Source organism: Pseudomonas sp. JAI120 (genome assembly GCF_014207255.1).
Lineage (GTDB): Bacteria > Pseudomonadota > Gammaproteobacteria > Pseudomonadales > Pseudomonadaceae > Aquipseudomonas.
The window spans coordinates 23955-37087 of the sequence record NZ_JACHCZ010000006.1; the positions used below are offsets into that span (position 1 = coordinate 23955).

The window sequence follows — 13133 nt, forward strand, 5'->3', positions numbered from 1 at the left end:
TCATTAAAAATGAGCGATAGGCACCCTTTCGCGAAACCCGGCGAGGGGAGATAAAAATAAAAAACGGGAGCGGTTGCCGGTATCCGGCGCCTCCTATGGGCACCTAGCGGGTGTGGCATCAGAGATGGAGAACAATAATAATGAATCTTCGCTTCGCACAACCTCAGCATAGGCTTTACCGGCGTCATCTCCTGCAGGTGTCAGTGTTGGCATTGGCGGTGGCCGGTGTGATCAACGACGCCAACGCAGTCAGTCTTGATTTTGGCAATCCGGACATTCAGAGCCGTCTGGACACCACGGTTCGCTACAACCTGGGTATCCGCGGGGAAGGCACGGATTCGCGGTTGAAGCTAGGGCCTAATGGAACGGCTGATGCCAACAACAACGCGGTCGCGTTGGGTAATAATCGATTCAAGAAGGGCGATGTGATTCTGAATCGCCTCGACGTGCTGTCCGAATTCGATTTGATCATCAAGGGGAGCTACGGCCTGCGTGTCAGCGCGGCGGGCTGGTACGACTCAACCTACGGCGGTGGTGTGGATGACCCCACAACGAATAACTTTCTTTCCAATGAGTTCTTCAAAAACGGCAAGTATTCGGACTACACCCGCAACTACACGAGCGGGCCATATGCTGAAGTGCTTGACGCGTTTGTGTTCAATACCTTTGACCTTGGTCAAACCACAACATCGGTAAAATTCGGTAGACACAACATCTATTGGGGGAACTCGCTCTTCCCTCAATCGAAGCAGTCGTCGATTGCCTATGGCCAAGCGGCGATGGATCTACAGAAAGCGGCACTCAGTCCTGGCCTGGAAGCCAAGGAGCTATTTCTGCCGCAGAATCAATTTACCGGTACTACGCAGCTCACGCCTGAGTTCTCGCTTGCCTGGCAGTACTCACTGGAGTGGCGTCGCGATCGTTATCCAGAGGGCGGTACTTATTTTGAAGCCGCATCGCCGGCTTTCTATGGGGCTGACGGCCCCCTGATCGGCTCCACTCACAATAAACCGGGCAGCGGAGACCACGACTGGGGGGTTATGGCCAAGTGGCAACCCGATTTCCTGGATGGCGGCAACATGAGCCTGGTTTACCGCGAGTTCTATGAGAAAACCCCGAATCCGTTTGCGACCGCGCCTGATGGCACGCTGGACCGTTTTTACAACCCGAAAAAGAACCAGCTCTTTGGTTTTGCGATGGAGCAAAACATCGAAGGGGTTAACTTCGGGATGGAAGCCACCTATCGGCGCAATGCGCAGTTGTTTACGCCGGTAACGGGGCGGCTTGCTCAAGTTGCCCCGGGCGTGATCGCTGGGTTCGACTCCGAAAATGCTCCCCGCGGAAACGTCTATGGTCTGGTACTGAACGCGGTAAAGCTGCTGCCTGAAACCAGGTTTTGGGACGCTGGTGAAGTTGCCGCCGAACTGGCGCTTCAACACCTTGACGAAGTCACCTATAACCCGGCATTTGGCATCAGTGCAGGTGGCGTGTTCACGCCTCTGGGTGGTAATAATTACCCGCTGAAAGGGTCCGACTCGCCACTGTGTGCCAACCGTAGCGGTCGCGCGGGTTCAGGCGATGAAACCTACGGGTGTGCGACTCGCAATTCGACGGTGTTCTCCACCAACTTCACGCCACGCTGGTTGCAGGTTTTCCCGGGCGTCGATATCAGCTCGCCGGTGTTTGTCAGCTATGGTCTTCAAGGTAACGCGGCCACCGGAGGCATGACCGGCGCGGAAGGACAGGTCACTTATTCGTTTGGCGTACAAGCGGATATTTACCAGACACACGTTATAAAGTTGGCATGGAACGATTCCTGGTCGCCTAATCATACGACCCATCCAGCGACCGGAGGAGAAGGCATGACCGGGGCCGGGAGTTGGTCGCAGAACGATCATGGTTGGCTGTCGTTGAGCTTGAAAACTTCTTTCTGAGTTTTTTCAACAGTGCGGAACGGACGGGTGAAAAACATGAACTACAAGAAATACCTTCTTTCCATCGCAGTCTCCTATGCCATGGCGGCCCAAGGCTTCGGTGCTCCTGGTGCCGACGAGATCAAGCAGATCGGCACCACCTTGACTGAGTTTGGCGCGACCATCGCGGGTAACAGTGATGGCAGCATTCCTGCCTATGATCCTGCCAAGGCATTGACCACGCCACCGGCAGGATACAAACCTATCAACGCTGCCGGTGGTTTCCCTTACATCGACCCCTATGCCAATGAAAAACCGTTATTTTCCATTACCGGCAAAAACATGGCGCAGTATGCCGATAAAATCGATGATGGTAACAAGGCGCTGTTGTCTCGCTACCCTGACTATCGTATCGATGTTTACCCCACACATCGAAGTGCACCACCGCTGCCAAAATTTGCTCATGACAATACCATCAACAATATCACCAAGCCTCATACTGAGGGCGATAACACTGGCCTGGCTGATGCTCATGCACAGATCGCATTTCCAATTCCCAAAACGGGTTATGAGGCCATGTGGAACTTCACCACACGGTTTTTCCGGCCCTACGAAGTGGGCAATTTTGCGACCTACCTGATCGACAGTGCGGGTGAAAAAACGCTGATTACCGACGCTAACGTGCATTACGAGCACGAATACTGGGATGGTTCCAAAACCAGTTCTGAGTACAGTAACCGCTTGCTCAACGCCAACAATGCCCCCGCGTCCAAGTCGGGCTCCAAGGATATGCGCTACTCGCCGCTACGACTGGATATCAAAGCTGACAGTGCCTGGTCCTATTCTCCAGGCCAGCGCCGGGTACGACTCGCGCCGGAGTTCAAGTACGACACCGTTTCTGCGCAGTACGGCGGCCTGATTACCTTCGACGAGATCAGCGGTTTTGACGGAAAGATGGATCGTTTCGACTTCAAACTACTCGGCAAGAAGGAGATGTACGTCCCGTACAATACGTACCGCACGGCTTCGGCAAAGGTGGATGAACTGGTCAAGAAAGGCTTTGCCAACCCGGACAAAGTCCGCTGGGAACTGCATCGGGTTTGGGTCGTGGAAGCGACGCTGAAACCGGGTCAACGTCACGTCAACTCCAAGAAGGTGTTTTACCTCGACGAAGACAGCTGGAACATGACGATGTACGACGCCTATGACGCCGCGGGTAAGTTGTACCGCTCGCAGAACTTCTTGTTGTTTGTCGCTTATGAAGGCACACCGATGATTCGAAGTGAAGGGGTGTTGATGTACGACCATACCAAAGGTGCCTATGGCTTGGCATCACTGCCTTTTGACACCCGCACGGGTTGGTACACGTCGGAACCGTTCTCACCCAACTTACTGTCACCTGCCGCTATGGCCGGGGCCGGTATTCGCTGAGGATATTCTGGGTGAGCGGCCATTACCTGCTGCGCGCAGATCCAGCCATTAACACAGGGCGGGGTGGTGATTGCTACCCCCTGTTTTGAACGTTTTGGAGGTGCTCTTGACGGGTTACCGCAAACTGCTCTTCGGAGTGTTGTCGCTAGGGTTGCTGCCTTATGCCGCGCTGCACGCACAACCCTATGAAGATCCATTGAATGCGCCCGCGCAGATCAATCGGCTCGCGAGTACGTCGCAATTGACGGCGGCGACGCTGGCCGGCCAACGCCTTGTGGCGGTCGGCGCAAGAGGCTTGGTGTTGTTATCCGACGATCAGGGCAAAAGCTGGCTACAAGCCAAGGTACCGGCGAGTTCCGATCTGGTATCCGTGCAATTTGTCACTGACCGGCAGGGCTGGGCGGTGGGCCACGATGGGATCGTCTTGCACAGTGGGGATGGTGCAAGCTCCTGGGAGAAACAGCTCGACGGCAACAGCCTGCAGAAACTGTTGGTCGACCATTTTGAAAGCCTGTCCAGCCAGGGCGATGAAAAAGCCGGCCAGTACCTGGACTTGATCAAGCTGAACTTTGCCAACGGACCGGAACAGCCGATGCTGGGCGTCTGGTTCAGTGATCCGTTAAACGGGTTCGCCGTTGGCGCCTTCGGCACTATCGTGGGGACCCATGACGGCGGTAAAACCTGGGAATCCTGGGTGGAGAAGGTCGATAACCCGCAGATGTTCCATTACAACGCGATTACCGGGATAAATGGGCGCCTTTATATCGCCAGCGAGCAAGGCACGGTCTTTGTGCTCGACGCTGACCAGCAACGCTTCATCAAGCTGTCCACAGGCTACCCCGGCAGCTTTTTCGGGGTTCTGGGTAACGAGCACTATCTGATTGCCTACGGATTGCGCGGCAACGCTTACAAGTCCAGCGACCAGGGCAGCACATGGGAACGCATGGAAACCGGCGGCAGTGCAGGGCTTGTCGACGGTGCTATCGATGATAAGGGGCGCATTCTGCTGGCCAGTCAAGCCGGCGCAATCCTTGTCAGCAGCGATCAGGGCAAAAGCTTTGCCCCATTGCCAGACGTTCACCCTGCATTATTTGCTGGGCTGGCACTGCTCAAAGGGCAGGTCGCCATCGTTGGCTTGTCAGGTGTGCAAGTGGTCAGTAACCGGTGAAAGCCGGGGATTGATCAGGGCGGCTATCGTGTTATGGCCAGTCTTACTGAACAATAATAATCGAGAAGACATTTATGGCTATTCCTGCCGGCAATCAGGGTGACATGCAAGTCATCCGCGATCCCAAGGATTTTGATCGAAACAGCGGCATCTGGTTCGAACGGTTTATCTTCAACCATCGTCTGCCGATCCTGCTGATTTGTCTGCTGGCGACTGTGTTCTGGGGTTGGCAGGCTTCGAAACTGCCGGTCAATGCCAGTTTCGAAAAAATGATCCCCCAGTCCCATCCCTACATTCAGAACTACTTTCAGAACAAGGATGCGCTGCGCGGGATGGGTAACTCCGTACGCGTGGTGGTGGAGAATACCCAAGGCAGCATCTTTGACAAAGACTTCCTTGAGACCGTGCAAAAAGCCAGCGACACCTTGTTCCTGATGCCGGGTGTCGATCGGTCGGCGTTGCGCAGCCTATGGACATCGAGCTTGCGCTGGACCGAGGTGACGGAGGAGGGCTATCGCGGTGGCCCGGTCATGCCGGATCCTTTCGACGGGTCCGCTGCGGCGATGGATGCTTTGCGTGGCAACATCCTGCAGTCGGGGATTGTCGGCAACTATGTGGCGTCCGATTTCCGGTCGAGCCTGATCATCGTGCCGTTGATGGACAAGAATCAGGACACTAATCTGCCCCTGGACTACAACGACTTTTCACATCAATTGGAAAGCAAAGTCCGGGTGCTGGAAACCGACAAGATAAAAATTCACATCATAGGTTTTGCCAAACTGGTGGGAGACCTTATCGATGGATTATGGCAGGTCAGCGAATTTTTTGCCTTTGCCGCCGCTATCGCTGCGTTATTTGTTTTCCTCTACACGCGCTGCATTCGCAGCACCCTATTACTGGTCTTTTACGCCACGCTGGGCGTGTGTTGGCTGCTGGGTATTCTCAGTGTCATCGGCTATGTGCTGGATCCGTATCTTATTCTGGTGCCCTTTCTGATCTTTGCCATTGGCTTGTCCCATGGTGCGCAGAAAATGAACGGGATCATGCAGGATATCGGGCGCGGTACGCACAAATATGTCGCCGCACGTTATACCTTTCGCCGTTTGTTCCGCGCCGGGCTGACCGCATTGCTGGCGAATGTGGTGGGCTTTGCTGTGTTGATCATCATCGACATTCCGGTGATCAAAGAACTGGCTATCAGTATGTCCATTGGTGTCGGCATTCTGATCTTCACTATCCTGGTTCTGGTTCCTGTGTCGCTGTCTTATGTCGGGGTAAGCAAAAGCGCCGCCGAGCGCAGCATTCGCCAGGAGCGTGGAGAAGGAACCAGTAGATTTTGGGAGTTTTTCGCCAGTTTCACACAGCGTGGACGGGCGATAAAAGCCGTATCGGTTGCGGTCTTGCTGGCCATCGGCGGGTTCGTGGTCGGTACCCAACTCAAGATCGGCGACCTGGACGCCGGCGCTCCGGAACTGCGTCCTGACTCGCGCTACAACAAAGATGTGCGTTATTTGACCCAGCACTACGCGCTGTCCAGCGATATGTTCGTGATCATGATGAAAACCCCGGAAGGTGGCTGCCAGCAATACTCATCACTGGTAGAGGCCGACCGCATGAGCAACATGCTGCGGCAGGTCCCCGGGGTGCAGATGACGATGTCAGCGGCTGACTCGGTACGAATGGTGTTTTCCGGTCAGAATGAGGGCAGCCCCAAATGGCTGAGCATTCCGCGCAATCCCAGCAACCTCAATGGCGCGATTGAGCAGGTTCAGGTGGATAAGCCCGAGCTGGTAGACCGGCGGTGTTCGGTAACCCCGATCGTGGCTTATCTTCAAGACCATAAGGCCGACACGTTGGAGCGTGTGGTCAAGGCGTCGGAAGCCTTCGCCAAACAACATGACACCGAAGATCGCCAATTCCAGTTGGCCGCAGGCAGCGCCGGGATAGAAGCGGTGACCAACATTGTGGTCGAACGCGCCAATGTGAAGATGTTGCTTGCACTGTATGCGACGGTGTCCTTGCTGTGTCTGATCGCCTTTCGTAACTGGAAAGCCGCCGTTATTGCCGTGGTACCGCTGTTCATCAGCACCCTCTTGTGCGAGGCGCTGATGGTGGGGTTGGGAATTGGCATGAAAGTCGCGACTTTGCCCGCGATTACGCTGGGCGTGGGGATTGGCGTGGATTACGCGTTGTATCTGCTCAGTGTCCAGTTGCAACAACAGCGCGCCGGCCGAAGTCTGATCGAAGCCTATCGCCATGCCTTGCAATTTACCGGACGTGTCGTGGCCTTGGTGGGCCTGACCCTCGCTGCGGGCGTGGTGACCTGGGTATGGTCGCCGATCAAATTCCAGGCCGACATGGGCATCCTGCTGACCTTCCTGTTCATCGGGAACATGGTCGGAGCATTGATTCTGATACCTGCGATGTCCTATTTCCTGCTGCGAGGCCCGGCGGACTTTCGGTCCGACGATGTCAGCACATCAGACGCGGACGAGTTGGCCGCGGGTGAGGGCGAGTCAAAACCCATTTCCAAGGTGCCCAACGCCAGCGTCTATTGAGTTGCGGTGTTCATGCGCGAGTGCGCCGATGTTTTCTGTTTAAGGCGCTGCAACGATTGAGGTAGCAGCATGCGGCTTCCCCTGACGATCGAAGGCATAACCGCACAATGGTTGAGCGAGGCGCTGGCGTTGAGTTGGCCCGGGGTAGAGGTGCGCGAGGCCAGGGTTGTCGATGTCCTGTTAGGCACCTCGACCAAGATCCGGGTTGAATTGCGCTATAACGCGGTGGGCGAGCTGGCCGGTTTGCCGCGGCGCATGATTGTTAAAGGTGGGTTCGAAGCCCATAGCGCGTCCATGGGATTCATGTATGCCAAGGAAACACGGACTTACCGTGAGGTACTGCCTCGGGTCGCCATGAACACGCCCCGGTGTTTCTTCGCCCAGAGCGACGAGGACCCCGCGAGTTACCAGTCCATCATATTGATGGAGGATCTGAATCTGGCCGGCGTACGATTTTGCAATGCGCTACAGCCACAATGTCCCGACCAGGTCAAAAGACGTCTGCAGGCGATGGCCCGCTATCATGCTCAATGGTGGGATCACTCGGATTTCCAGGCGGGCGCGCCGATGGCATGGGTCGAACCACGCATGACCGGCGATACACTGATGTATGCCGACCGTTATTTGCAGCCCGAGGTCTGGCGTGGCTACATTGAGTCGCCTCGTGGCGCCGCCGTGTCGACGCGCTTGCATGATCTGGAGTGGATGCGCCATGCCTTTGGTGAGCTTGCACGACTGCACCAGGCTCATCCGCCGACCCTCAGTCACGGGGATACTCATCTGGGTAATCTGTACGAAGATCCCCTGGGTACGCCGGGTTTTCTCGACATGCAAATCAACAGGGCGCCGTGGTTTGCTGATGTGACTTACCACCTGATCTGCGCGTTGGACATCGTCGATCGCCGCGAGTGGGAGCAACCATTGCTGGCGCACTACCTGAAATGCCTGACCGAGGAAGGGGTCACTGCACCGGGTTTTGAAGAGGCGCTGGAGTGCTATCGCCGAGAGATTGCGTGGGGGTTGTTTGTGTTCCTGATCAACGAAACCCGCTTTCAAAGCGAGTCGGTCAATACCGCCTATGCCGCGCGTTTTGGCGATGCTGCACTGACTCATGGCACGTTGGCGTTGTTGCGCTGACGTGCCGCTGAAGCTCATGACGTAGTGACCCTTGCGTCGGCTGGTCAGGCGAAGGCGGTGGCGACAGAGGTGCTTTCCCAGCTGTCGATCTCGGCGCGGACCTGGCCTAACTTTCCGCGGATCGCTGCCACCGCATCGGCGCCCAACACCAGCCGTAGCGGCGCCTTGGGTGCGTCAAGCATGTCCAGAATCGCCTGCATGCCTTTGACGGGGTCACCTGGCTCATGGCCGGCGTAGCCGCTGATGTGTTTTCGTGTCTGCCCGGCCGGTGTCGCGTCATAGGCCGCAATGGGGTTGGCCACAATCGCCAGAGAGCTGCTGGCGAAGTTGGTACGAAAGCCTCCCGGCTCGATCAGCGTGACCTCGATGCCGAACGGCGCGAGCTCTTTCGCCAGCGACTCGCTCATGCCTTCAAGCGCAAACTTCGCCGAGCAATAGAGGCCGACGCCAGGCATGCCAATCATCCCCGCGAGCGAGGAGAAGTTAATGATGTGCCCCTGTTTACGGGCGCGCATATGGGGCAGGACGGCTTGAATCAGGCGCAGCGGGCCGGTGAAGTTGGTGTCCATCACCTGTTGCAGCTCTTGAGCCGTGGCTTCCTCGATGGCGCCGAACAGGCCATAGCCGGCATTGTTGACCAGGATGTCGATATGCCCCAGTGCCGCGATGGATTTGGTAACCGCGGGGTCGATGCACTCAGCGTCGGTGACATCGAGTTGGACGCCATGGGCACGGCCTGGCGCCAGGGCTTCGAATTCGCTGATCTGCGACGTGCGCCGCAGGGTTCCGACCACGGAATCGCCACGCGCCAGAGCGGCTTGAGCGAGTATCCGGCCGAAGCCACTGGAAACGCCAGTGATCAGCCAATGAGTCGTTTGACGTGAAGCCATTGTGCTCTCCTTGTTATTATTTTTTGAGGAATCAGACATAACCAATATATAGGGCCCTTGATAGCTGACGTCATGTGATCGGCCGCTCGTAAAACCAAGGTGTCTAGAGCAAAAATTCGCTAAAAACGCGGCTTTATGGGGGCCTCTCGCCAAGCTGTGTCAGGTTGCCAGGACGCAGATGAGCGCACATATCGAATGCGCCGAGGCTATTAGCCCAGCATGTTTTTCAAACGCTCACCGACGCTGCTGCGGGCTTCATTGATAATTCGCTGGATAAGTTCGGCGCAACTGGGAATATCCTCGATCAGGCCAACCCCCATGCCTGCGGCGAAGGCGCCGTCGTCTGGGTTGCCGGCAAGCGCTGCTTGAACCCAACGGTGACTGCTGGCCAGACCGAGCAGTTCCTCATGAGTGATCTCACCCTTTTCGAGCTCAAGGATTTTCGCCGTCAGTTCGTTCTTAAGCACGCGTGTCGAATCACCGATAGAGCGGCAAATCAATGTTGTGTCGCGCTCCGTCGCCTGTAAATAACGCTGTTTGACCGCCTCGTGCATAGGCGACTCGCGGGTCATCATGAAGCGGGTGCCCATGCTGATACCCTCGGCCCCCAGTGCCAGTGCCGCCACCAGACCCTGACCGTTGACGAAACCACCGGCAGCCACCACTGGAATTTCCAATTTGGCCACTGTCGCAGGGATCAGCACTAAACTTGGCACATAGTCTTCGCCAGGATGCCCGGCAGCTTCAAATCCTGTAATGCTCACCGCATCGGCGCCCAACTGCTGGGCCTTCAGGGCAAAGCGTACGGAGGTGCATTTATGCAGCACCTTGACGCCGGCTTCATTGAATGCGGCGATGAAGCGAGCCGGGTTGCCGCCAGCGGTTTCCACGGCCGTTACACCACAGTCGACGATCACTCGGGCGTAGTCGTCAGGCTCGACGCCCAGACCCGGCAGAATGGTGAGATTGACGCCAAAGGGCTTGTCAGTGAGCGCGCGAACCTTGGCAATTTCCTCGCGCAGTGCCTCGGCTGAAGGCAAGGTATGTGCAGAAAGGAAACCAAGTCCGCCAGCGTTGGCGACAGCAGCGACAATCTCCGCGCGACTGACGTGACGCATGCCGCCCATGATCAGGGGGTAATCGATGCCGAATAGTTGTGTTATGCGCGTGTTGATCATGTCAAGCTCCTCGTTGTGACCGTCGTAATCGAACCGACAAGCAGAGTCGATAGGACACCTTTTATTACAGCAATAACAAAGTGGAGCCCTGTGTGTGGCGCGCCTCTAAGTCCTGATGAGCGCGGCCAACCTCGCTTAGAGGGTAGGTCTGGCCGATATGAATCTTTACCTGACCGCTACTGACCATGTCGAAAAGCTCGTGAGCCATCGTGCGCATCAGTGGCAGATCCTCAATGAACGTCTGCAGGCTGGCAACGGTGATACTGAGTGAGCCAAGCGCCGCAAGCTCATGCACGTCGAAGGGGGGGACTGGGCCAGAGGCTTGGCCAAAGATGATCAGATGGCCCAAGGGTTTCAGCGATTTGAGCGAGCCACGAAAGGTGTCTGAGCCAACACCGTCGTACACCACACTCACGCCTTTACCTTCGGTAATTCGGGCCACGGCGTGGGCGACATCCTCTTCACAATAATTGATGACGTCATGGCACCCGTGAGAGAGAGCAAGCTGTGCCTTCCCCGCGCTTGAGACGGTGCCAATCACCCGTGCGCCCAGGGCTGCGGCCCATTGGCATAGAATCAATCCGACGCTGCCAGCAGCCGCCTGTACGAGTACGGTCTCTCCCGGCTGGACAGGGCTCAATTGCCGCAGCAGATACTGGGCCGTCATCCCGGCCAGCATCATCCCAGCGGCCGTTCGATCATCTATATTGGCGGGTAGTCGAATGAGTTTGTCAGCGGAAATCAGACGCTGCTCACAGTAGCTGCCTGTGAACGGGGCATAGGCAATACGGTCGCCGATCTGGAATTCGGTGACGCCTGCGCCCACGGCTTCGATAATGCCTGCCGCTTCATTCCCAAGAATGGCGGGTAATCGCATAGGGTATCGGCCCCGACGGTTATAGACGTCGACAAAGTTAAGCCCTATTGCGGTATGCCTCACGCGTACTTTCCCTGCGCCGGGATCGCCTACGTCAATCGACTCCCACCGGAAAACATGGGGTCCGCCAAATTCATGGATACGGGCTGCGTAGGGCATGTTGTCCTCTGCGCATCGGATAGGCTACCGAGCAGTTTGCGGAAGTGGCTGATCGGACGCCGCATCCAGTGCGTCGTCATTGTATTGGGTCTAAAAGGGCCGCCAGTCGTGGAACAGGCGGCCGGAGGTCACCCTGAATGGGTGAACGTCACGCTCTTCTTATACCGGTTCATTGCTGAGCCGGCTTGGCATGTCAGGGAGTCAAACAGCGCGACAAAATAAAAATGCACCTATGTAAGTCAAATCTTCACTTCACGTATTTACGGAATTCAGGCTTACGTTTTTCGCGAAACGCGTTACCGCCTTCTTTGGATTCTTCGGTGTCGTAGTACAGGGCCAGCGCTTGCATGGCGAAAGCGCCTATGCCACGAATGTTTTCGTTGTCCATGTTGAACGAGCGCTTGGCCAAGGCGATGGCGGTAGGGCTCATCATCAGGATTTCGTCGCACCATTTCTTCACTTCAGCGTCTAGCTGGTCTAGCGGCACGACGGCGTTGACCAGGCCCCAGTCCAGCGCCTGCTTGGCGGAGTAACGGCGGCACAGGTACCAGATCTCGCGGGCTCGCTTGTCACCGGCCAGTCGGGCGAGCAGGGCGGTGCCAAAGCCTGGATCGACCGAGCCGACTTTAGGCCCGACTTGACCCAGTTGCGCGCTTTCGGCCGCGATGGCCAGGTCACAGAGCGTGACCAGGACGTTACCACCGCCGATGGCATAGCCATTGACGCGGGCGATGACCGGTTTAGGGATGTCCCGAATGATGCTTTGCAGCTCTTCGATGGGCAGGCCGACCACGCCGCGCCCCGCATGACGACCACCGGATTGATCACTGCCGGTGCAGAACGCCTTGTCACCGGCGCCGGTCAACACGACCACGCCAGTGTCTTTGCTGTATCCGGCCTTGCTGAACGCCTGGATCAATTCCTCACAGGTGTTGGCGGTAAAGGCGTTGTACACCTGCGGACGGTTGATCGTGATAGTCGCGATACCGTTATCTTCGGTGTAGAGAATGTCTTTGAATTCCATGGGCAGTTCCTGAATGAAATGAGTGGGCTTAGCCGACCATCGTCAAGCCACCAGACACACTGATGACCTGGCCGGTGATAAAGGCGGCATCGTCGCTGGACAGAAACAGGACCATGCCTGCCACGTCGTCCGGCTGACCCATGCGACCGAATGGAACGGCCCTGACCAGACCGGCTTTGATTTTTTCGCCTTTTTCGCCTTGGGCCAGGTTGTCCAGCAGCGCGGTTTCGGTCGGGCCTGGGCACACGACATTGACGGGAATCTGCTGGCGCGACATTTCACGGGCCATGGTTTTGCTGAACGCGATCAGGCCGCCTTTGCAGAACGAGTAGACCGCCTCCATCGACGACCCGACCCGACCGGCGTCCGAGGAAATATTCACCACGCGACCGGTACCGCGTGCGCTCATGCGCTTGAGTACGGCGTGGTGCATGTTCAGTGGACCGTAAAGGTTGATCGCAACGACTTTGTCCCAAAAAGGCTTTTCGGTTTGCAGGAAAAATGCGCCGATATCCCAGCCGGCGTTATTAACCAATACGTCGATAGGGCCCAGTTCGTCTTCGACTTGAGTGACGGCGGCGTTCACGGCGTCATGATCGGTAATATCGACCTTGTAGCCACGAGCACGGACACCCAGGGCTTCGAGGTCATTGGCCAGTTTTTGTGTGGCTTCGCTGTTGAGGTCGAACACCGCTACGGTGGAGCCTGCTTCAGCGAAGCGACGGCAGATGGCACTGCCAATACCGCCGGCGCCACCCGTGACCAGTACGACCTTGTCTTTCAATCCTTTCATGTTCA

The 13133-nt window shown here is 56.7% G+C and carries 10 protein-coding genes; 5 read left to right on the top strand and 5 right to left on the bottom strand.

What is annotated here, in order from left to right; all coding sequences use genetic code 11:
* Nucleotides 1-140 precede the first annotated feature (140 nt).
* The 5 genes from HDC32_RS25855 (at nucleotide 141) to HDC32_RS25875 (ending at nucleotide 8207) form a co-directional block, all read left to right on the top strand.
* Nucleotides 141-1934: a DUF1302 domain-containing protein gene (locus HDC32_RS25855; RefSeq protein ID WP_145338552.1), complete on the top strand. Its 1794-nt coding sequence runs from the start codon at nucleotides 141-143 to the stop codon at nucleotides 1932-1934.
* 36 nt (nucleotides 1935-1970) lie between these two features.
* Nucleotides 1971-3344, top strand: coding sequence for a DUF1329 domain-containing protein (locus tag HDC32_RS25860; RefSeq protein WP_145338553.1), 1374 nt, complete (start codon nucleotides 1971-1973; stop codon nucleotides 3342-3344).
* A gap of 106 nt (nucleotides 3345-3450) precedes the next feature.
* The gene (locus HDC32_RS25865) at nucleotides 3451-4512 is read left to right on the top strand and encodes a YCF48-related protein (RefSeq protein ID WP_184746073.1); all 1062 of its coding nucleotides are present in this window, start codon (nucleotides 3451-3453) and stop codon (nucleotides 4510-4512) included.
* A gap of 74 nt (nucleotides 4513-4586) precedes the next feature.
* Complete coding sequence (locus HDC32_RS25870) at nucleotides 4587-7070, top strand: RND family transporter (protein ID WP_178116808.1); 2484 nt, start codon at nucleotides 4587-4589, stop codon at nucleotides 7068-7070.
* Between the two features lie 69 nt (nucleotides 7071-7139).
* Nucleotides 7140-8207 (top strand): hypothetical protein, encoded by a 1068-nt coding sequence (locus HDC32_RS25875; RefSeq protein WP_145338555.1) that lies wholly within the window; start codon nucleotides 7140-7142, stop codon nucleotides 8205-8207.
* A gap of 44 nt (nucleotides 8208-8251) precedes the next feature.
* Here the strand turns inward: HDC32_RS25875 and HDC32_RS25880 are convergent, their stop codons facing one another.
* The 5 genes from HDC32_RS25880 to HDC32_RS25900 form a co-directional block, all read right to left on the bottom strand.
* On the bottom strand, nucleotides 8252-9097 hold the full coding sequence (locus HDC32_RS25880; RefSeq protein ID WP_145338556.1) for an oxidoreductase: 846 nt from the start codon (nucleotides 9095-9097) through the stop codon (nucleotides 8252-8254).
* A 209-nt stretch (nucleotides 9098-9306) separates the two neighbouring features.
* A complete protein-coding gene (locus tag HDC32_RS25885) occupies nucleotides 9307-10275 on the bottom strand; it encodes a nitronate monooxygenase family protein (protein ID WP_145338557.1) in 969 nt (322 codons plus the stop codon).
* A 64-nt stretch (nucleotides 10276-10339) separates the two neighbouring features.
* Nucleotides 10340-11311, bottom strand: coding sequence for a quinone oxidoreductase (locus tag HDC32_RS25890; RefSeq protein ID WP_145338558.1), 972 nt, complete (start codon nucleotides 11309-11311; stop codon nucleotides 10340-10342).
* Nucleotides 11312-11558: 247 nt separating this feature from the next.
* A complete protein-coding gene (locus HDC32_RS25895; RefSeq protein ID WP_145338559.1) occupies nucleotides 11559-12335 on the bottom strand; it encodes an enoyl-CoA hydratase-related protein in 777 nt (258 codons plus the stop codon).
* Between the two features lie 28 nt (nucleotides 12336-12363).
* On the bottom strand, nucleotides 12364-13128 hold the full coding sequence (locus HDC32_RS25900) for a glucose 1-dehydrogenase (RefSeq protein WP_145338560.1): 765 nt from the start codon (nucleotides 13126-13128) through the stop codon (nucleotides 12364-12366).
* Between the last annotated feature and the right edge of the window lie 5 nt (nucleotides 13129-13133).